The organism is Aquabacterium sp. (assembly GCF_030652515.1).
In the GTDB taxonomy this organism is placed as follows: Bacteria; Pseudomonadota; Gammaproteobacteria; order Burkholderiales; family Burkholderiaceae_C; genus Aquabacterium.
Genome location: NZ_JAUSAR010000097.1, coordinates 1 through 20,724 on the forward strand (window position 1 = coordinate 1; position 20,724 = coordinate 20,724).

17 protein-coding genes and 2 riboswitches are annotated in these 20,724 nt (G+C 63.0%); of the genes, 9 read left to right on the top strand and 8 right to left on the bottom strand.

Annotation, left to right across the window (positions count from 1 at the left end; translation table 11 throughout):
• Positions 1-65: riboswitch (glycine riboswitch) on the top strand. This riboswitch is flagged as partial in the annotation.
• A 10-nt stretch (positions 66-75) separates the two neighbouring features.
• A riboswitch (glycine riboswitch) is annotated at positions 76-197 on the top strand.
• 86 nt (positions 198-283) lie between these two features.
• From gcvT to gcvP, 3 genes are read left to right on the top strand one after another with little or no spacing between them, the layout of a single operon-like run.
• Entirely contained in the window at positions 284-1,399 is a 1,116-nt protein-coding gene (gcvT, locus tag Q7V20_RS11560; protein WP_304790871.1) for a glycine cleavage system aminomethyltransferase GcvT, read from the top strand.
• Positions 1,400-1,437: 38 nt separating this feature from the next.
• Positions 1,438-1,812 (top strand): glycine cleavage system protein GcvH, encoded by a 375-nt coding sequence (gcvH, locus tag Q7V20_RS11565; RefSeq protein ID WP_304790873.1) that lies wholly within the window; start codon positions 1,438-1,440, stop codon positions 1,810-1,812.
• A 59-nt stretch (positions 1,813-1,871) separates the two neighbouring features.
• Positions 1,872-4,778, top strand: a complete 2,907-nt coding sequence (gcvP, locus tag Q7V20_RS11570) for an aminomethyl-transferring glycine dehydrogenase (RefSeq protein WP_304790876.1) — start codon at positions 1,872-1,874, stop codon at positions 4,776-4,778.
• On the opposite strand, the gene Q7V20_RS11575 is transcribed toward gcvP, so the two are convergent.
• Together Q7V20_RS11575 and Q7V20_RS11580 are read right to left on the bottom strand one after the other, a co-directional pair.
• Complete coding sequence (locus Q7V20_RS11575; RefSeq protein ID WP_304790879.1) at positions 4,759-5,583, bottom strand: fused MFS/spermidine synthase; 825 nt, start codon at positions 5,581-5,583, stop codon at positions 4,759-4,761. The genes gcvP and Q7V20_RS11575 overlap by 20 nt on opposite strands.
• Complete coding sequence (locus Q7V20_RS11580; protein ID WP_304790882.1) at positions 5,583-6,401, bottom strand: pyruvate, water dikinase regulatory protein; 819 nt, start codon at positions 6,399-6,401, stop codon at positions 5,583-5,585. Before Q7V20_RS11580 ends, Q7V20_RS11575 begins: the two co-directional genes overlap by 1 nt.
• A gap of 202 nt (positions 6,402-6,603) precedes the next feature.
• Here Q7V20_RS11580 and ppsA point away from each other — a divergent pair, with 202 nt between their 5' ends.
• The 6 genes from ppsA (at position 6,604) to Q7V20_RS11610 (ending at position 12,128) form a co-directional block, all read left to right on the top strand.
• Entirely contained in the window at positions 6,604-9,012 is a 2,409-nt protein-coding gene (gene ppsA, locus Q7V20_RS11585) for a phosphoenolpyruvate synthase (protein WP_304790885.1), read from the top strand.
• Between the two features lie 202 nt (positions 9,013-9,214).
• Positions 9,215-9,586, top strand: coding sequence for a 30S ribosomal protein S6 (gene rpsF / locus Q7V20_RS11590; protein ID WP_230182554.1), 372 nt, complete (start codon positions 9,215-9,217; stop codon positions 9,584-9,586).
• A 32-nt stretch (positions 9,587-9,618) separates the two neighbouring features.
• Complete coding sequence (gene priB / locus Q7V20_RS11595; RefSeq protein ID WP_304790888.1) at positions 9,619-9,909, top strand: primosomal replication protein N; 291 nt, start codon at positions 9,619-9,621, stop codon at positions 9,907-9,909.
• A gap of 12 nt (positions 9,910-9,921) precedes the next feature.
• Complete coding sequence (gene rpsR, locus Q7V20_RS11600; protein WP_230182552.1) at positions 9,922-10,215, top strand: 30S ribosomal protein S18; 294 nt, start codon at positions 9,922-9,924, stop codon at positions 10,213-10,215.
• Positions 10,216-10,227: 12 nt separating this feature from the next.
• The gene (rplI, locus tag Q7V20_RS11605) at positions 10,228-10,680 is read left to right on the top strand and encodes a 50S ribosomal protein L9 (RefSeq protein ID WP_304790891.1); all 453 of its coding nucleotides are present in this window, start codon (positions 10,228-10,230) and stop codon (positions 10,678-10,680) included.
• Positions 10,681-10,811: 131 nt separating this feature from the next.
• Positions 10,812-12,128 carry an IS4 family transposase gene (locus tag Q7V20_RS11610; protein WP_304790894.1) on the top strand — a complete coding sequence of 439 codons (1,317 nt, stop codon included), beginning with the start codon at positions 10,812-10,814 and terminating at the stop codon, positions 12,126-12,128.
• Between the two features lie 46 nt (positions 12,129-12,174).
• On the opposite strand, the gene dusA is transcribed toward Q7V20_RS11610, so the two are convergent.
• The 6 genes from dusA to infB form a co-directional block, all read right to left on the bottom strand.
• On the bottom strand, positions 12,175-13,221 hold the full coding sequence (gene dusA, locus Q7V20_RS11615) for a tRNA dihydrouridine(20/20a) synthase DusA (protein ID WP_304790897.1): 1,047 nt from the start codon (positions 13,219-13,221) through the stop codon (positions 12,175-12,177).
• Positions 13,222-13,235: 14 nt separating this feature from the next.
• Positions 13,236-14,333 carry an enoyl-CoA hydratase/isomerase family protein gene (locus Q7V20_RS11620; protein ID WP_304790899.1) on the bottom strand — a complete coding sequence of 366 codons (1,098 nt, stop codon included), beginning with the start codon at positions 14,331-14,333 and terminating at the stop codon, positions 13,236-13,238.
• Between the two features lie 17 nt (positions 14,334-14,350).
• Positions 14,351-16,174 (bottom strand): translational GTPase TypA, encoded by a 1,824-nt coding sequence (gene typA / locus Q7V20_RS11625; RefSeq protein WP_304790902.1) that lies wholly within the window; start codon positions 16,172-16,174, stop codon positions 14,351-14,353.
• 22 nt (positions 16,175-16,196) lie between these two features.
• Entirely contained in the window at positions 16,197-17,159 is a 963-nt protein-coding gene (gene truB, locus Q7V20_RS11630) for a tRNA pseudouridine(55) synthase TruB (RefSeq protein WP_304790904.1), read from the bottom strand.
• Positions 17,156-17,569 (bottom strand): 30S ribosome-binding factor RbfA, encoded by a 414-nt coding sequence (gene rbfA, locus Q7V20_RS11635; protein ID WP_304790907.1) that lies wholly within the window; start codon positions 17,567-17,569, stop codon positions 17,156-17,158. Before rbfA ends, truB begins: the two co-directional genes overlap by 4 nt.
• Before the next feature lie 88 nt (positions 17,570-17,657).
• Positions 17,658-20,705 carry a translation initiation factor IF-2 gene (gene infB, locus Q7V20_RS11640; protein ID WP_304790910.1) on the bottom strand — a complete coding sequence of 1,016 codons (3,048 nt, stop codon included), beginning with the start codon at positions 20,703-20,705 and terminating at the stop codon, positions 17,658-17,660.
• Positions 20,706-20,724: the final 19 nt, after the last annotated feature.

Below are 20,724 nucleotides of genomic sequence, written 5' to 3' on the forward strand. Positions count from 1 at the left end.
GGGTCGCCGAAGGCGCAGGGTGGCTTGCCATCCGAACGCTCAGGCAAAAGGACTGGCAAACACCTTGTTCGCAGGGTGATCCTCACTGGAGAGAGGTTGGTCTTCGAGCCAACCCACCGAAGGGGCAAGCCCGCGCCGCCATGGTCATGCCGTGGCGACGGGTCAATCTCTCAGGTAAAGCGGACAGCGAGGGCAGCACCGGGAAGGCGTTTTGCTTGTAAAGCGAGGCGTCCCCTGGAACCATGTCAATGCCCTCTTCCTGGCCTGGCGGTCAGGCACGCTCATGTCTGCAGACCTGCTCAAAACGCCCCTCCACGCCCTGCACGTCGAACTCGGCGCCAAGATGGTGCCCTTCGGCGGCTACGACATGCCGGTGCAATACCCCACCGGCCTCATGACCGAGCACAAGCACACCCGCGCCGCGGCTGGTTTGTTCGACGTCTCGCACATGGGCCAGTTGCTGCTCAAGGGCGCGGATGCCGACCAAGCGCTTGAAACCCTGGTGCCGGTGGACATCGTCGATCTGCCCGTGTTCAAGCAGCGCTACGCCCTGTTCACCAACGACACCGGCGGCATCCTGGACGACTTGATGGTCACCCGCCGCGCGGACGACCTCTTCGTCATCGTCAATGCCGCCTGCAAGGTTCAGGACATTGCCCATCTGCAACAGCACATCGGCCAGCGCTGCACTGTGCAGCCCCTGCCCGACCAGGCCCTGTTGGCGCTGCAGGGCCCGCAAGCGGTGACCGCCCTGGCGCGCCTGAACCCTGAGGTGCAGAAGCTGACCTTCATGACCGGAGGCCACTTTGTGCTGAACGGTGCCGATTGCTTCGTCACCCGCTCGGGCTACACCGGCGAAGACGGCTTCGAGATCTCCGTGCCCGCCGCCCAAGCCGAAGCGCTCGCCCGCGTGCTGCTCGACCAACCCGAGGTCAAACCCATCGGCCTGGGCGCCCGCGATTCGCTGCGCCTGGAAGCCGGCCTGTGCCTGTACGGCCACGACATCAACACCGACACCTCCCCCGTCGAAGGCGCCCTGACCTGGGCCATCCAGAAGGTGCGCCGCGCTGGTGGCGCCCGCGCTGGCGGCTACCCCGGTGCCCGCGTGATCGACGAGCAACTGGCGCAAGGCGTGCAGCGCAAGCGCGTCGGCCTGATCGGCAGCGAGCGCGTGCCCGTGCGCGAAGGCGCCCAGATCGTTGCTGAAGACGGCACCCCGCTGGGCATCGTCACCAGCGGCTCGCCCGGGCCCAGCATCAACCAGCCGATCGCGTTGGCTTATGTGTCATTCACCCACGCGGCCATCGGCACGCCGGTGTTCGCCCTGGTGCGCGACAAGCGTGTGCCCATGACCGTGACCACCCTGCCTTTCGTGCCCAACGGCTACTACCGCGGCTGAAACTCATCCCGTTTTTTCTTTTGATCAAGGACCCCACCATGACCATCAAATACACCCCCGAACACGAATGGCTGCAAATCGAAGCTGACGGCACCGCCATCGTCGGCATCACCCTCCACGCGCAAGACGCCCTGGGCGATGTGGTCTACGTGGACCTGCCCGCCGTCGGCACCAGCTTCAAGCCCCACGATGTGGCCGGCGTGGTCGAATCCGTCAAGGCCGCCGCCGACGTCTACATGCCCGTGAGCGGTGAGATCACCGAAGTCAATGAAGCCCTGCGCGACGACCCCTCGCTGGCCAACACCGACCCGCTGGGCGCTGGCTGGTTCTTCAAGGTCAAGCTGTCCAACCCATCCGAGCTGGACGCCCTGATGGACAAGACCGCCTACGACGACCTGGTCAAGAACGCCTGAGCGTTTCTCTTCCAAAGCCCCTGCCGTTCCTGCTGTACCCCTGATTGCCAAGCCCGACCATGCTGACCCACACCCCCACCCTCGCTGAACTGGAAAACGCCCGTGAGTTCCAAGCCCGACACCTGGGCCCCCGGGATGCCGAGCAGGCGCACATGCTCAGCGTGGTGGGCGTGGCCTCGCGCCAGGCCTTGATCGACGGCATCGTCCCCGCCTCCATCAAGCGCCCCGCGCCCATGGAGTTGCCGGCCGCCTTGAGCGAAGCGCAGGCCTTGGCCGACCTCAAACGCATCGCCAGCCAGAACCGCCTGATGCGCAACTTCATCGGCCAGGGCTATTACGGCACTCTGACGCCGGGGGTCATCCTGCGCAACATCCTCGAGAACCCCGCCTGGTACACGGCCTACACGCCTTACCAGGCCGAGATCTCGCAGGGCCGCATGGAGGCATTGGTCAATTTTCAGACCATGGTTTGCGACCTGACCGGCATGGCCATCGCCAACTCGTCGATGCTGGACGAGGCCACCTCGGCGGCTGAAGCCATGACCCTGGCGGCGCGTGCCGGCAAGTCCAAGAGCACGCGCTTCGTGGTCTGCCACGATGTGCTGCCCCAAACGCTGGAAGTGATCCAGACGCGCGCCAAGCCGCTGGACATCACGGTGGACGTGGTGCACGCCGCCAAGCTGGCCGAGCACCTGGCCAGCAACGACTGCTTCGCCGCCCTGCTGCAATACCCCGGCGTGAACGGCCAGGTGCGCGACCTCAAACCCCTGATCGACGCCCTGCACGCCAAGGGCGCGCTGGCCATCGTCGCCGCTGACCTGCTGGCTTTGACCCTGCTGGTCTCCCCAGGTGAATTGGGCGCCGACATCGCTGTGGGCAACACCCAGCGTTTCGGCATGCCCATGGGCAATGGTGGCCCGCACGCCGCCTACATGGCCACGCGTGACGACTACAAGCGCTCGATGCCCGGCCGCCTGGTTGGCGTCAGCGTGGACACCCACGGCAACACCGCCTACCGCCTGGCCCTGCAAACGCGCGAACAGCACATTCGCCGTGAAAAGGCCACGTCCAACATCTGCACGGCGCAGGTGCTGCCTGCGGTGGTGGCCAGCATGTACGCCGTCTACCACGGCCCCGAAGGCCTCAAGCGCATCGCCCTGCGCGTGGCCAGCTACACCGCCATCCTGGCCGAAGGCCTCAAGGCCCTGGGCCGCACGGTCGTGCACACCACCTTTTTCGACACCATCCAGGTACTGGCTGAAGGCGACCGTGACACCATCGTCGCTGCTGCGCAAAAGGCTGGCATCAACCTGCGCATCGCGAGCCAAGACAGCCTGACCATCTCGCTGGACGAGACCGCCACGCGCGACGACATCATCGACCTGTGGACCGTGTTCGCTGGCAACAAAGCGCTGCCCTCCTTCGCCGCTTTTGAATCGGGTGTGGCATTGACCATCCCCAACGCGCTGCGCCGCGAAAGCAGCTTCATGACGCACCCGGTCTTCAACACCCACCACTCCGAGACCGAGATGCTGCGCTACCTGCGCGCCCTGGCCGACAAGGACCTGGCCCTGGACCGCACCATGATCCCCCTGGGTTCGTGCACCATGAAGCTGAACGCCACCAGCGAGATGATCCCCATCACCTGGCCCGAGTTCGCCAACATCCACCCCTTCGCCCCGCAAGACCAGTTGAAGGGCTATGCCCTGCTGGACGAACAACTGCGCGCCTGGTTGTGCCAGGCCACCGGCTACGCCGGCATCAGCCTGCAACCCAATGCCGGTTCGCAAGGCGAATACGCCGGCCTGCTGGTCATCAAGGCTTACCACGACGCCCGTGGCGAAGGCCACCGCGACATCTGCCTGATCCCTGAAAGCGCCCACGGCACCAACCCTGCCAGCGCGCAAATGGTGGGCATGAAGGTGGTCGTGACCAAATGCGATGCCGACGGCAACGTCGATCTGGACGACCTGCGCGCCAAGTGCGAAGCACACAGCGCCAAGCTGGCCGCCGTGATGATCACCTACCCCTCCACCTACGGCGTGTTCGAGACCCGCGTGAAAGAGCTGTGCGCCCTGGTGCACCAGCACGGCGGCCGCGTCTACGTGGACGGCGCCAACATGAATGCCCTGGTCGGCTTGGCCGCCCCCGGCGAGTTCGGCGGCGATGTGAGCCACCTCAACCTGCACAAGACCTTCTGCATCCCCCACGGCGGTGGCGGCCCCGGCGTCGGCCCCGTCTGCGTGGTCGAAGACCTGGTGCCCTACCTGCCTGCGCACCGTGCCGCCGGCATTGGCACCGAGCAACAAGTGGGCGCCGTGTCGGCCGCGCCTTTGGGCAACGCCGCCGTGCTGCCCATCAGCTGGATGTACGTGCGCATGATGGGCCCCAATGGCCTGAAAGATGCCACCGAGATCGCCATCCTCAACGCTAACTACGTGGCTGCCCGCCTGGCCGACCACTACGACATCCACTTCAGCGGTGGCAACGCAGCCATCAAGGGCGGCGGCGTGGCACACGAGTGCATCCTCGACCTCCGCCCCTTGAAAGACACCAGCGGCGTCAGCGCCGAAGACGTGGCCAAACGCCTGATCGACTACGGCTTCCACGCGCCCACGCTGAGCTTCCCGGTGGCCGGCACCCTGATGGTCGAGCCCACTGAAAGCGAATCGCAGTTCGAGCTGGACCGCTTCTGCGACGCCATGATCGCCATCCGCGAAGAGATCCGCCAGGTCGAGCAAGGCCAGTGGTCTCAAGACGACAACCCCTTGAAGAACGCGCCCCACACGGCCGCCTCACTTCTCAAGGGCGAGTGGGCGCACGGCTACACCCGCGAGCAAGCCGCCTACCCGGTGGCCAGCCTGCGCCAGCAGAAGTATTGGGTGCCGGTGGGCCGCGTGGACAACGTCTACGGCGACCGCAACCTTTTCTGCTCCTGCGTGCCGGTCAGCGACTACGCTTCTTGAGCTTGGGCGCCTTGGCGATCTTCTTCGGAGATTGCCAAGGCTCGAGTTCATACTCGATCGACGCCGTGGAGAAACGCAAGGTCTCCTTGTGTTCCACCGACAGTGCCGCCCAGCGCCGGCCAAAGCTGCCCGCGCACTCGCGAAAAACCTCTTCCGTGCTGGCGACCACGATGCGATTGCCACCGCACTCAATGTCCAGCGCCATCACCGGCTCGCCAAAAACCTGCCAGATGCGACCGACCAAGCGGGTGCATTCCGGCTCGATGTCCTGCAGGTTGACCACCAGGATGCCGGACTCGGCCAGGACATTGCGGCAGGCCTTGTAGAACTCGATAGACACCAGCGTCTCGGGCTGACCTTCGTAGTTGAAGCCATCGATCATGATCAGGTCGTAAGAACCCTCCGGCGCCTTCGCCATGAAATCCGCGCCATCACCGCACACCACTCTGAAGCGATCGCTGTCGGGCGGCACCTTGAAGGCATCGCGCACCTCGATCACGTGGGGATTGATCTCCACCACCGTGATGTCGGCTTGCGGCAAGTGCGCGTGACAGTACTTGGCCAGCGAACCGCCACCCAGCCCGACCATCAGGATCGACCGGGGCTCCGGGTTCAGCATCAGAAACGCCATCATGGCCCGCGTGTACTGCAGGTCCAGCGCGATCGGATCATCCAGGCGCATGCGGCTCTGGATCAACTTGAGGTCGAACTGCATCGACATCGAATCATCGTCGGTGCTGATGAAAGGCTTCAAGGCATTGGTTTCGGTGAAGGGCTGCGAATTTTCAAAGTCGGTCATGGACATCAGTAGATCAAACGGTCAGGGCGCAAATCGCGCAGGATGGTGGTGGCGATTTCTTCGATCGACTTGTGTGTGGACGACAACCACGCAATGCCCTCACGGCGCATCATGGCCTCGGCCTGGTTGACCTCGTGGCGGCAGTTTTCCAGACTGGCGTACTTGCTGCCGGGGCGACGTTCATTGCGGATCTGGGACAGGCGCACGGGATCGATGGTCAGGCCGAAGCACTTCTTCTTGTGGGGCTTGAGCATGGCGGGCAAGAAGCCGCGCTCGAAATCCTCGGGGATCAAGGGCACGTTGGCCGCCTTGATGCCATGTTGCATCGCCAAATACAAAGACGTCGGCGTCTTGCCGCTGCGGCTCACACCCACCAGCACCACGTCCGAGGTCTCCAGGCTGCGCCCAGACTGGCCGTCGTCGTGCTCGAGGGTGAAGTTGATGGCGTCAATGCGGTCGTTGTACTCGCGGTCCTGGCTGGCATCGCTGAAGCGGCCCACACGGTGGTTGGATTTCAGGCCGAACTCTTCCTCGAGTGGTTCCACGAAAGTCTTGATCATGTCAAAGACCTTGCCATTGCAAGCCTTGAGGATGTTGAGCACATCGTCGTTGGCCAGGGTGGTGAACACCACGGCGCGCTTGCCCTCGCGCTCACCGGCGGCGTTGATCTCGCGCACCACCTGGAAAGCCTTGTCCACCGTGTCGATGAACGGCCGACGCACATGCCGCGGCTTGACCGCGAACTGCGCCAGGATGGAATTGCCCAGGGTTTCGGCGGTGATGCCGGTGCCATCGGACACGAAAAAAACACTGCGATCGGACATGGTGCGACTCCGCCTCCCCCTGAATGCGTGAAGACACCCGGGTCAAGGCCTTTGGAAAGAGCTTGAACAAGCCAGGATCATAGGCTGCCCCCTACAATCCGATCAACTTCGTGCGCAGATCGGTTTGGCGGCCCCATAAACACAAATCCAGGGCCCCGACAGAGAAGCCACAGACCAGTTTTTTTATCTTGGAGCTTTGTCTATGTCTACCCTCTTTGAGCCGACCGCCCTGGTCGTGCCCTTCGAACAACTGCGAATGACCGACGTCGAGTCCGTTGGCGGCAAAAATGCCAGCCTGGGCGAGATGATTTCCCAACTGCCCGATGGCGTGCGCGTGCCCACCGGTTTCGCCACCACAGCCCATGCGTTCCGCGAATTCCTCAAGCACGACGGCCTGACCGACCGCATCAGCCAACGCCTGGCCGCCCTGGACACCGAAGACGTCCGGGCATTGGCCGAAGCTGGTGCCGAAATCCGTGGCTGGGTCGAAGCCCAACCCTTCCCCGCCGACCTCGATCAAGCCATCCGTGCGGCCTTCATCACCCTGGCGGGCGACAACCTGGAGGCCTCCTTCGCCGTGCGCTCCTCGGCCACCGCCGAAGACCTGCCCGACGCCTCGTTTGCCGGCCAGCAAGAGACCTTCCTGAACGTCGTCGGCATCGAAGACATCCTGCACAAGATGAAGGAAGTGTTCGCCTCGCTCTACAACGACCGCGCCATCTCCTACCGCGTGCACAAGGGCTTCGCCCATGACGTGGTGGCCCTGTCGGCCGGTGTTCAGCGCATGGTGCGCTCCGATCTGGGCGCCGCAGGTGTCATGTTCACCATCGACACCGAATCGGGTTTCGAAGACGTCGTCTTCATCACCTCCAGCTATGGCCTGGGCGAGACCGTAGTGCAAGGCGCCGTCAACCCTGACGAGTTCTACGTGCACAAGCCCGCCCTGAAAGCTGGCAAGCAGGCCGTGATCCGCCGCAACCTGGGCTCCAAGCTGATCAAGATGGAGTTCGCCACGCCCGAGGAAAAAGCCGCCTCCGGCAAGCTGGTGCGCACCGTCGACACCACGCACGAACTGCGCAACCGCTACAGCCTGAGCAACGAAGACGTGACCGAGCTGGGCAAGTACGCGCTCGTCATCGAGCAGCATTACGGCCGCCCCATGGACATCGAATGGGGCAAGGACGGCGTTGACGGCAAGATCTACATCCTGCAGGCCCGGCCCGAGACCGTGAAGAGCCAGCAGCAAGGCAAGACCGAGCAGCGTTACAAGCTCAAGAGCACCGGCACCGTGCTGGCTGAGGGCCGCGCCATTGGCCAGAAGATCGGCACCGGCCCCGTGCGCGTGGTGCACTCGCTGGCCGACATGGACACAGTCCAGCCCGGCGACGTGCTGGTCACCGACATGACCGACCCGAACTGGGAACCGGTCATGAAACGCGCCAGCGCCATCGTCACCAACCGGGGCGGGCGCACCTGCCACGCGGCCATCATCGCGCGTGAACTGGGCATCCCGGCCGTGGTCGGCTGCGGCAACGCGACCGAAAAACTGAAGGACGGCGCCCTGGTCACCGTGGCCTGCTCCGAAGGCGACACTGGCCACATCTACGACGGCCTGCTGGAAACCGAGATCACCGAAGTCACGCGCGGCGAAATGCCCCACGTCGGCATCAAGATCATGATGAACGTGGGCAACCCGCAACTGGCCTTCGACTTCGCCCAGATGCCCAACAGCGGCGTGGGCCTGGCCCGCCTCGAGTTCATCATCAACAACAACATCGGCGTGCACCCCAAGGCCATCTTGGACTACCCGAATGTCGACAACGACCTGAAGAAGGCCGTCGAGTCGGTGGCCCGTGGCCACGCCAGCCCGCGCGCGTTTTACGTCGACAAACTGGCCGAAGGCATCGCCACCATCGCTGCAGCGTTCTGGCCCAAGCCCGTCATCGTGCGCCTGTCGGACTTCAAGTCCAACGAGTACAAAAAGCTCATCGGCGGTTCGCGCTACGAACCGGAAGAAGAAAACCCCATGCTGGGTTTCCGTGGCGCCTCGCGCTACATCAGCGCCGAGTTCGGCGAGGCTTTCGCCATGGAGTGCGAAGCCCTCAAGCGTGTGCGCACCGACATGGGACTGAGCAACGTCGAGATCATGGTGCCTTTCGTGCGCACCTTGAAGCAGGCCGAAAAAGTGACTTCGATGCTGGCCGACCACGGCCTGGTGCGCGAATCGCAAGGCGGCAAAGATGGCCTGAAGGTCATCATGATGTGCGAAGTGCCCAGCAATGCGATCCTGGCCGACCAGTTCCTGGAGTACTTCGACGGCATGTCGATCGGCTCGAACGACCTGACCCAGCTCACCCTGGGCCTGGACCGCGACTCCGGCCTGGAAGTGCTGGCGCAAGACTTTGACGAACGCGATCCGGCCGTCAAGGCCATGATCTCGCGCGCCATCGCCGCTTGCCGCGCCCAAGGAAAATACATTGGCATTTGCGGACAAGGCCCCAGCGACCACCCAGATTTTGCCGACTGGTTGGCCGAAGAAGGCATCGTGTCGATGTCCCTGAACCCCGACACCGTGGTTGAAACCTGGCAGCGCCTGGCCCAGAAGAAATAAGCCTCAGCACCTTGTGCTGCGCGCATATTGGCAAATGTCAATATGCGCGTTATAATCTTTGGCTACCCATTTGTTGCCCAGATGTGTTTTTAGACATTTGAGCAGCCCTTGCCGTTTGCGGGTTTGACGCTTCGCGACGGCTTCCATCCTTCCTGGTGACTTCATTCAAGAGTGCCGGGCGGGGAATCCATAAGGAGCATTTATGCGTCACTATGAAATCGTGCTGCTGATCCACCCGGATCAAAGCGAACAAGTTCCAGCCATGCTGGAGCGCTACAAGACCCTGATCACCTCCACCGGTGGCCAGGTGCACCGTGTCGAAGACTGGGGCCGTCGTCAACTGGCCTACCAGATCGTCAAGCTGGCCAAGGCGCACTACCTGTGCCTGAACATCGAGACCACCAAGGAAACCTTGGTTGAACTCGAAACCGGCTTCAAGTTCAATGACGCCGTGCTGCGTCACCTGACCGTGGTGAACGACAAGGCTCCGGCCGGCCCGTCCATCATGATGAAGCAAGTTGAGCGTGATGAAGCCCGCAAGGCCAGTCACCAAGAGCAACAAGCTGCTGCCTGATTGATGCCGCAAGGCATCGCGTCCGCGTTCTCATGAACCGTGTGCTGTTGACAGCCCAGATCATCGAACGCAAAGCGCTGAGATACACCCCGGCCGGATTACCCGCCCTCGACCTGGTTCTGAAACATGAATCGGATGTCGTCGAAGCCCAGCAGCCCCGCAAGGTGGCGCTGGACATCAAGGCGGTGGCCATTGGATCGATTGCCGAGCAATTGATCCGATGCGAAATTGGCGTGCCCTTAGGGCTGGCTGGTTTCCTGGGCGCTCCTCGCAACGGACGCGGCGTGCTGCTGCACATCACCGAACTCAACGACACTGTTTAAAGAGGTCATCAAATGCCCGCTCCTCGTTCCAAGAACGGCAAGTTCTCCAAAGACCGCAAAGGTAAACGCAACACCCAATCGTTGCTGTTCCGCCGCAAGCGCTTCTGCCGCTTCACCGTCACCGGTGTTGAGCAGATCGACTACAAGGATGTCGACACCCTGCGCGACTTCATCGCCGAAAACGGCAAGATCATCCCCGCTCGCCTGACCGGCACGCGCGCGATCTATCAACGCCAGCTGACAACCGCCATCAAGCGTGCTCGCTTCCTGGCCATGCTGCCTTACAGCGACCAGCACAAGGTCTAAGGAGTTTTCGACATGCAAATCATCCTCCTCGAAAAAATCGTCAACCTGGGTACCCTGGGTGATGTGGTCAAGGTCAAAGACGGCTACGCCCGTAATTTCCTGATCCCTTCGGGCCGCGCCCGTCGTGCCACCACCAAGGCCATCGCTGAATTCGAAGCTCGCCGCGCCGAGATCGAAAAGGCTCAAGCCGACAAGCACGCTGCAGCACAAGGCCTGGGCGACCGCCTGAGCGGCAAGACCGTGACCGTGAGCCAAAAGGCTGGCGTTGACGGCCGCCTGTTCGGTTCGGTCACCAATGCCGACATCGCCGAAGGCCTGAAGAAGGCTGGCTACGATGTGGTCAAGGCTCAAGTGCGCCTGCCCAATGGTCCTTTGAAGATCGTTGGCGACCACACTGTGTCGGTGGCTCTGCACACCGACGTGGTGGTGGACGTGACCGTGACCGTGGTTGGCGAAGTCGCCTGATCACTGATCACTCAGTCAGGTTTTACCTGGCACGTCAAGAAGGCACCCTCGGGTCAATGCCAGTCAGTTAAGCCCCGCTTGATCTGACAGGCGGTAAAAAGGGAACGTGTTTCACGTTCCCTTTTTCTTTGATGAGCCTGCTTCAAGATGCCCTGAATGAGACGTTGGCGAGCTTGCCAGCCGGTGGTATGGCCGAGTTGGCAACGTTGATCGACCCTGCTTGGATCGAGCAAGCCCTCAGTGCTACCGGCAAGGCCTCCATCCGCCGACGCAAACTGCCTGCCGACCATGCGGTCTGGCTGGTGATCGGTCTGGCCTTGTTTCGCCACATGCCGCTGTGGCAGGTCGTTCAGGAGATGGCGCTCACGCTCGATGGGCAAGATCTGCCCGCACCCAGCAGCAGCGTTCAGGCCCGCCAAAGGCTGGGGGCCGAGCCCTTGGCTCATTTGTTTGGCTTGCTCACCGATGCCTGGGGACGAGCCCATCCGGTGCATCAAGAGTCTTTGCGCGTGTTGGCCGTCGATGGCGTGGTCTGGTCCGCCCCCGATAGCCAGGACAATCGCCAGGCGCTGGGCAGCGGCCTGACGCAATACGGTCCTCAGCCCTGGCCCATGGTGCGAGGCGTGTGCCTGCTCGATACCGACAGCCACGAGTTGCTCGATGCCAAGCTGGGGGACTACCACTGCGGCGAGTTGACGCTGGCGGCCGATCTGCGTGGCCTGGATCATTCGATCACGCTGTTTGACCGCGCGTACTTCTCTGCGGCGTTCTTGATGGACTGGCAGCACGCCGGTACTCAGCGCCATTGGCTCATGCGCGCCAAAGACAACCGGCGCCACGAAGTCGTCGAAACACTGGGCGAAGGCGACTGGCTGATCAACATGCCAGTGTCCCAACGCGCCAGGCAGCTGCGCCCCGAACTGCCCAGCCATTGGAAGGCCCGATTGATCCAAACAGACGTGGGCGGCAAGACCAGGCGCTTCATCACCTCAATGCTTGATCCCAAGCGGTTTGCCGCCTCAGAGTTGGCGCAGCTGTATCGCCAGCGCTGGGAGATCGAGCTGGGATTTCGTGAAATCAAGCAGTCTTTGCAGCAAGGCCAAGGTGTGCTGCGCAGCAAGCAGCCAGAGTTGGTCATGCAAGAGATCTGGGGCGTGCTGATCGCCCATACGCTGCTGCGGCGCTGGATGCGGCTGATGGCCCAGCACGCTGGCGTGGAGCCCACCCGCATCAGTTTCCACACTGCTCAGCATGCCATCGTCGGTGCGCTCAACACCGTGCACCTGACTCGTGCGGGAACCCTGCCCCAGCACTTGCAGCGCCTGCTTGAGCAGGCTCGCTATTTCGTGCTGCCGCCTCGCCGCACTGATCGCAGCTTCCCTCGTGAGGTCAAACGCTCTGCTCGCGGCAAGTACCCGTCAAAAAAATGCCAGTCAGCTCTTAACTGACTGGCATTGACCCTCGGGTGCCTTTTTTCATGTCCAGCTTCGGGTTTCAGCCGCGCTGGTGGGCCAAACGCATCACCTCGGCAGGTGCCAAGGCCTTGAGTTGATGGTCTGACCAGACCTGGCGCCAACGCCGCGCACCGGGCAAGCCGTTGTACAGACCCAGGATGTGCCGAATCACGGAAGGCCAGCGCACCGCGGCGCCTTCCATGCCTTGCGTGCGGGCGATTTCACGCTCGCAGTACGCCACCATGGCGGCTTCCAGGTCCTCTCGGCGCCGGTCGGTGCCGAATGACTCGTCGCCATAGAACAGGGCATCCCAGTCGGCCATCATCCAAGGCTGGTGATAAGCGGCACGCCCCACCATCACCCCGTCCAACGTCACACCTTCGAACACCGCACCGGGCTTGAGCTGCTCGGCAATCTGCGCGTTGTCGGTGATGCCGCCATTGAGCACGACCGTCAGGTGCGGAAAATCGCGTTTGAGCCGGTGCACAAACTCGTAGCGCAGCGGTGGCACCTCGCGGTTTTCCTTGGGGCTCAACCCCTTCAGCCAGGCATTGCGGGCATGCACCATGAATACCTCGCAACCAACGTCGGCGATCGTGCCCACGAAGTCCCGAACGAAGTCGTAGCTCTCGCCCTGGTCGATGCCAATGCGGTGCTTGACCGTGATGGGCATGCGCGCGTTGCCGCCGGTGGCATCCAGCATGGCTTTGACGCCATCCGCCACCAAGGGTGCTTCGGCCATCAGGCAGGCACCAAAAGCGCCGCGTTGCACCCGCTCGCTGGGGCAGCCGCAGTTGAGGTTGACTTCGTCATAGCCCCATTGCTGGGCCAGCTTGGCGCAGGCGGCCAGGTCGGCGGGTTCGCTGCCGCCCAGTTGCAAGGCCACCGGGTGCTCTTCACCGTTGAAATCCAGGTGGCGGGGGACGTTGCCGTGTAACAAGGCGCCGGTGGTCACCATCTCGGTGTACAGGCGCGTGTGGCGGCTCAACTGGCGGTGGAAGTAGCGGCAATGCCGGTCCGTCCAGTCCATCATCGGCGCCACGCTGAGGCGCCACGGACTGTGTTGCAAGGTCGAGGGCAGGCTCATGGCGCGGTTCGTTGTCAGCTCAGGTCACGCAAAGGATGCAGCCATTGTGGCCATGGACTCTCGAAGAAGGCCTGCACCATCTCGACACTCACCTCAGAGGTGTTGACGGGATTCCACATGGGTTGATGGTCCTTGTCGACCGCGAGCGCACGGATGCCCTCCACGGTTTCACTCTCACGGCCTCGGCGCAAGCCAAAGCAATGGCGCACCATGTCGCGCTCCATGCGGAACACCTGAGGCAAACTCATGGCACGTGCGCGGCGGATCTGCTCCAGGGTCACGCACATCATCAAGGGCGAATTGCCCGCCATGTGGTGAATGGTCTGGCGCGCCCATTCGCTGTCATCGGTGGCCAGCGACGACAAGATCTCAGCCACGGTGTGGTGTGCGAAATGGCGGTCAATGCGCTCACGCTCGGCCAACAGCAGGGAGGGCTTCATGCCCGACTGGTCCACCTGATTCAGCATGGCGCGGGCACGGCGCAAAAAGCCAGCATCGGTGCTGGGCGGCTTCTGGGCCAGCGATTCCAGCCAGGGATCCAGATCGTGGGCAGGTGCGTAAGCATCCGCCAAGCCCCAGGCCAGGGCCTCGGCCGCGGCGATGCCTTTGCCGCACACGCCCAGGTACTCGCCCACCCTGCCAGGGCAGCGCGACAAAAAGTAGCCACCGGCCACATCGGGGAACAGGCCGATGCGCGTCTCGGGCATGGCCAGGTGAGCACGATCGGTCACCACGCGAAGGCGGGCGCCTTGGGCCAGGCCCATGCCCCCACCCATCACGATGCCCTCCATCCAGGCCATGATGGGCTTGTGATAGCGGTGCAGCAGGTGGTCGAGTGCGTACTCTTCGGTGAAAAAATCGTCGAGCCGCAAATCGCCTGACAAGGCGGCGGCGTGCATGAAGCGGATGTCACCGCCCGCACAGAAATTGGCCGCGTCCTCGCCTGGGCGGGCCGAGCCGCGCAGCACGATGCCCACGACAGCGGGATCGTGCTCCCAGCGCCGCAGCACCTCGGTCAGTGCCCTGACCATCTCCAGATTGAGCGCGTTGAGCGCCTTGGGCCGGTTCAGGCGAATCACGCCCACCGAACCCACCATGCAAACTTCTATCATGGTGGACGGGAACGAACTCAAGCGTTGCGGTTGCGCTTGCGATCGCTTTCCTTGAGGAATCGCTTGCGCACCCGGATCGACTTGGGCGTGATTTCAACCAGCTCGTCGTCATCGATGAAGTCAACGCCGTACTCCAGCGTCAGGTCGATCGGCGGCGTGATCTTGATCGCGTCTTCCTTGCCCGAGACGCGGAAGTTGGTCAGCTGCTTGGTGCGCGTGGCGTTCACGACCAGGTCGTTGTCGCGGCTGTGGATACCGACGATCATGCCTTCGTACACCGGATCGTTCGGCTTGACGAACATGCGGCCACGGTCGTCCAGCTTGCCCAGGGCGTAGGTGAAGATTTCACCTTCGTCCATCGAGATCAGCACGCCGTTCTTGCGGCCACCGATTTCGCCCTTGTGCAGCTCGTAGCCGTCGAACAAAGAGGCGATCAGGCCAGAGCCGCGGGTCAAGTTCATGAACTCGTTGCTGAAACCGATCAAGCCACGGGCGGGGATGCGGTATTCCAGGCGCACGCGGCCATGGCCGTCGGGTTCCATGTTGACCATGTCGCCCTTGCGCAGACCCAGGGCCTGCATCACGCCACCTTGGTGGATTTCTTCGACGTCCACGGTCACCAGCTCCATGGGCTCGTGCTTCTCGCCGTTGATCTCCTGGAACACCACGCGGGGCTTGGACACTGCCAGCTCATAGCCTTCACGGCGCATGTTTTCCAGCAGGATGGTCAGGTGCAGTTCGCCACGGCCCATCACTTCGAAGATGCCGTCTTCGTCGGTTTCCTTCACGCGCAGGGCCACGTTGTGTTGCAGCTCTTTCTGCAGGCGGTCCCAGATCTGACGGCTGGTCACGTACTTGCCTTCACGACCCGCCAAAGGCGAGTTGTTCACGCAGAAGTTCATGGTCAGGGTCGGCTCGTCGATCTTGAGCATCGGCAGTGGCTGCGGATTTTCACGGTCGGTCACCGTCACGCCAATGTTGATGTCTTCGATGCCGTTGATCAGCACGATGTTGCCCGGACCGGCTTCGGTCACTTGCACACGGTCCAGGCCTTGGAAAGTCAGCACCTGGTTGATGCGACCATTGATGGTCTTGCCATCGGGGCCTTCCATCACGGCCACGTTCATGCCGGGCTTGATCGTGCCCTGGCTGATGCGGCCCACGCCGATGCGACCCACGAAGGTCGAGAAGTCCAGCGCCGAGATCTGCAATTGCAGGGGGGCGGCCGGGTCGCCCGACTGAGGAGGCACGTGCTTGAGCACGGTGTTGAACAGGGCCGACATGTCTTCGCCCCACTTCTCACCAGGCGCGCCTTCGACCAGGGAAGTCCAGCCATTGATGCCCGAGGCGTAGACCACGGGGAAGTCGAGCTGCTCGTCGGTGGCGCCCAGCTTGTCGAACAGGTCGAAAGCGGCGTTGACCACGGCATCGGGCTTGGCACCGGGCTTGTCCACCTTGTTGACCACGACGATGGGCTTGAGGCCCAGGGCCAGTGCCTTCTTGGTCACGAAGCGCGTTTGCGGCATCGGGCCTTCTTGCGCGTCGATCAGCAGCACCACGCCGTCAACCATGGACAGCGCGCGTTCCACTTCACCACCGAAGTCGGCGTGGCCCGGGGTGTCGACGATGTTGATGTGCGTGCCTTCCCAGCTCACGGCGCAGTTCTTGGCCAGGATGGTGATGCCCCGCTCGCGTTCGATGGCGTTGTTGTCCATCACGGTGTCGACGACTTTTTCGTGGTCGGCGAAGGTGCCCGACTGCCGCAGCAGTTGGTCAACCATGGTGGTTTTGCCATGGTCAACGTGGGCGATGATGGCGATATTGCGGATTTGTTTGCTCATGCGAGGCTCACTGGTCTGGAAATCAAAGAACTGGGGTCAACAGACCCTGCACTTCGGCAGGGCTGAGTAAACGGGTCGGGATCAATTCACCGGCCTTGATGTGGGCACTGCCCAGCAGCACCCGAGGCAACTGGCCGTTGGCGGCCGTGGGGTTGGGTCCGTAGACCCGAACTTGGGGCGCATCGTCCAGCTTCACGCGGCGGCGCAGGCCGGTCAGGAAGCGGCCAGCCTCGCTTTCGTCCAGGACCACGGCGGGCCAATCGGACAAGAGCACATCGGCGGCTTGCAGGTGGGTGTCGCGCTCGGCTTCGGTCATCGCTTGCAGGGCTTCCAGGGTCACGGCGCCTTCAAGTGTCGTGCCACCACTGGCGGTGCGGCGCAGGCCTTGCAGGTAGGCGCCACAACTCAGGTGCTCGCCGATGGACTCGGCCAGCGTGCGGATGTAAGTGCCTTTGCTGCAACGCACGTCAAGCGTCAGGCTGTCACCTTGCCAGCCGACGATGTCAATGGCGTGAATGGTGATGCGGCGGGATGGGCGCTCGATCTCGATGCCTTCGCGGGCGTATTCGTACAGGGCCCGGCCTTCGTGCTTGAGGGCCGAATGCATGGGCGGCACCTGGTCGATCTCGCCGGTCATCGCGGCACAGGCGGCGGCGATCTTCGCGTCATCAACTTGAATGGGGCGCTCTTGCACCACTTCGCCTTCGCCATCGGCCGTGGTGGTCGTCTGGCCCAGCTTGAGCGTGGCGCGGTAGGCCTTGTCGGCCTCGAGCGACACCTGCGAAAACTTGGTGGCAGCCCCAAAGCACAAAGGCAGCAAGCCCGTGGCCAAAGGATCCAGCGTGCCGGTATGGCCCGCTTTCTCGGCGCGCATCAGGCGGCGCACTTTCTGCAAGGCGTCATTGCTCGACAGACCCAGGGGCTTGTCCAACAGGATGACGCCGTGCAAAGCGCGGCGCGGTTGACGCGGCGGCCGGTTGTTCATTCGGGCAGTGCCTCGCCGGGGGCTTTGCTGTCGGCAGGCACCTCGTCGGCATCCTTGGCCTTGTCTTTCACAGCCCTGGTGATCAAGGCACTGAGTTCGGCCGCACGCTCGGTGGTGCGGTCAAAGTGAAAGTGCAAAGTGGGCACGGTGTGGATCTGCAAACGCTTGAACAGGCCATTGCGCACGAAACCGGCGGCCTCGTTCAAGGCCAACTCGCAAGCTTGCGAATCACCGGTCAACACCGAGAAAAACACCTTGGCGTGGGCGTAGTCGGGCGTCACTTCAACGTGGTTGATCGTGATCATGCCGATGCGCGGATCCTTCAGATCGCGGATGAGCTCGGCCACGTCGCGCTGAATCTGGTCAGAGACGCGGTGGCTGCGGTTGGGAGCTGATTTTTTATGGCGCATGGTGAACTCCTGAAGCACGGGCCCTCAAGCACGAACCCCGCCGGGTGAAGGCGGGGTCGCGGGTCGGGCCCGAAGGCACGTGAATGCCTTACAAGGTGCGGGCAACTTCCTTGATTTCGAAGAACTCCAGGACATCGCCTTCTTTGATGTCGTTGTAGCCCTTGAGGTTGAGGCCGCACTCGAAGCCTTCCTTGACTTCCTTGACGTCGTCCTTGAAGCGCTTGAGGCCGTCGAGTTCGCCGGTGTAGATGACCACGTTTTCACGCAGCAGACGCAGACGCGCACTGCGGCGGACCACGCCAGACAAGACCATGCAACCCGCGATCGTGCCGATCTTCGAGGCGATGAACACCTGACGGATCTCGGCAGAACCGATGACTTCTTCGCGCAACTCGGGCGCCAACATGCCCGACATCGCCGCCTTCACTTCATCCACGGCGTCGTAAATGATGTTGTAGTAGCGGATGTCCACGCCATTGTGTTCGGCCAGCTTGCGAGCGCCAGCGTCTGCACGGGTGTTGAAGCCAATCAGCACAGCCTTGGAGGCGATGGCCAGGTTGACGTCAGACTCGCTGATGCCACCCACGGCGGCATGAACGATCTGCACCTTGATCTCGGGCGTCGACAGCTTGAGCAGGGACGTGCCCAGGGCTTCTTGCGAACCTTGGACGTCGGCCTTGATGATGAGCGGCAACGTTTGCACTTCGCCCTGACCCATGTTCTCGAACATGTTCTCGAGCTTGGCGGCTTGTTGCTTGGACAGCTTGACATCGCGGTACCGACCTTGGCGGAAGGTGGCGATTTCACGGGCACGGCGTTCGTCGCCCAGCACCATGAATTCGTCGCCAGCCGACGGCACTTCGGTCAGGCCCTGGATCTCAACAGGGATGGACGGGCCAGCCTCATTGATGGGCTTGCCGTTCTCGTCCAACATCGCACGAACACGGCCGTAGCTGGCACCGGCCAGGACCACGTCACCACGCTTGAGCGTGCCGGTTTGAATCAGCACTGTCGCGACAGGGCCACGGCCCTTGTCCAGACGCGCTTCGATGACCAGGCCCTTGGCCATGGCTTCCTTGGGCGCGGTGAGTTCCAGCACTTCGGCTTGCAGCAGCACTTGTTCCAGCAAGGCATCAATGCCCTGACCGGTCTTGGCCGACACTTGCACGAAGGGCGAATCGCCACCGTATTCTTCAGGCACCACTTGCTCGCCCACCAGCTCTTGCTTGACGCGCTCCAAGTTGGTGTCGGGCTTGTCGATCTTGTTGATGGCAACCACGATCGGCACCCCCGCCGCCTTGGCGTGGTGGATGGCTTCCTTGGTCTGCGGCATCACGCCGTCGTCCGCCGCCCCCACCAGGATGACGATGTCGGTGGCCTTGGCACCACGGGCACGCATGGCCGTGAAGGCCTCGTGACCTGGGGTATCGAGGAAGGTGATCATGCCGCGAGGCGTATCGACGTGATAAGCGCCAATGTGCTGCGTGATGCCGCCCGCTTCACCGGCCGCGACACGGCTGGTGCGGATGTAGTCGAGCAGCGAGGTCTTGCCGTGGTCGACGTGACCCATGACGGTGACCACGGGAGCGCGGGGCAGCAGCTCGCCAGTCTGAGCGGCGTGTTCTTCTTCGAGGAAGGCGTCCGGATCGTCCAGCTTGGCAGCGACCGCGGTGTGGCCCAGTTCCTCGACGAGGATCATGGCGGTTTCCTGATCAAGCTGCTGATTGATGGTGACCATCTGACCCAGCTTCATCAAGTGCTTGATGACCTCGGAGGCCTTGACCGACATCTTGTGCGCCAGATCGGCCACGCTGATGGTTTCGGGCACGTGCACTTCAATGACTTGCGGCTCGCTCGGGGCCACGAAGTTGGATTGGTGATCGCTGTTGCGGTTGTCACCACGGCGGCCACCACGGCCACCCGGCGCACGCCAGCCACTGGCACCACCCGGCGAACGCCCGGCAGGACCCTTGTTGCCGGCAGCGGCGCGCTTCTTGGCATCATCCGCCCAGCTCGACGAGAGCTTTTCGGATTTGACCGACTTCTTGTCGCCAGGCTTGGCGGCACCAGCGGTGCCAGGTGCAGCGGGCGCACCCGGAGCACCCTTGGGCTTGTGGATGGTGCCCTTGATGCCTTCCTTGTTCGCATCAACCTTGGGCGGCTCGACAGGCTTGGCAGCCGTCAGCACCTTGCGGGGGGCGGACATCATGGCGCGAATCGCAGCGGCTTCGTCCTCGGCGGCCTTGCGGCGGCCTGCCAGATCGGCAATGCGTTGCTTCTCTTCGGCTTCGATCGTCGCGGCCTTGACCACGCGGACGCCGGAAGGCTTGACCGGCGCGGCAGGGACAGCAGCTGCTGCTGTCGTGGCGGCAGGCGTGGCGGCAGCGGCCACGGCGGGCGCCGTTGTGCTCACCTCGTCGGAAGGACCTTCCGAACCATCGCCACCTTCAGCCAACGCCACCACAGGGGATGCCGCCACTTCGGCCACCACCGCAGCAGTCTTGCGGGTGTTGCGGCTCTTGGAGGATGCGGTCAGCGCGGCGGACTCGGCACGTGCAGCAGCTTCTTGCGCAGCACGGCGGGCCACAGCTTCCTGCTGCGTCGTGAGTTGGGCGGTGTCTTGCGCAGCACGTGCAGCTTCCTCCACCGCCTTGGCTTGCGCGGCCTCGGCAGCTTCGCGCTGAATGCGCTCTTGTTCTTCGCGCTGGCGACGCTGCTCGGTCAAGGCCTCTTCCTGCACGCGCAGGGCTTCGGCTTCCTGACGGGCCTCTTCTTCACGACGCTGCAGATCAGCTTCGTCGATTTCAGGTGTGGACTCTTCGGCACCACCCACTTCATCGCGCTTGACGAAGGTGCGCTTCTTGCGCACTTCGACCTGGATGGTGCGGGCTTTGCCCGACGCATCCGCCTGCTTGATCTCCGTGGTCGACTTGCGCGTCAGCGTGATCTTCTTGCGATCAGCCGCGGCCGAGCCGTGCGCATGGCGAAGGTGGTCCAGCAGGCGCTCTTTGTCAGCCTCCGTGAGCACGTCTTCGTGCGAAGCTTTCGGCACGCCCGCTGAATGCAGCTGCTCCAGCAGTGTCGCTGCCGGGCGATTGAGCTCCGCGGCGAGTTGTGCGACGGTGGTCACGGCCATTGTGTTAATCCTTGCGATG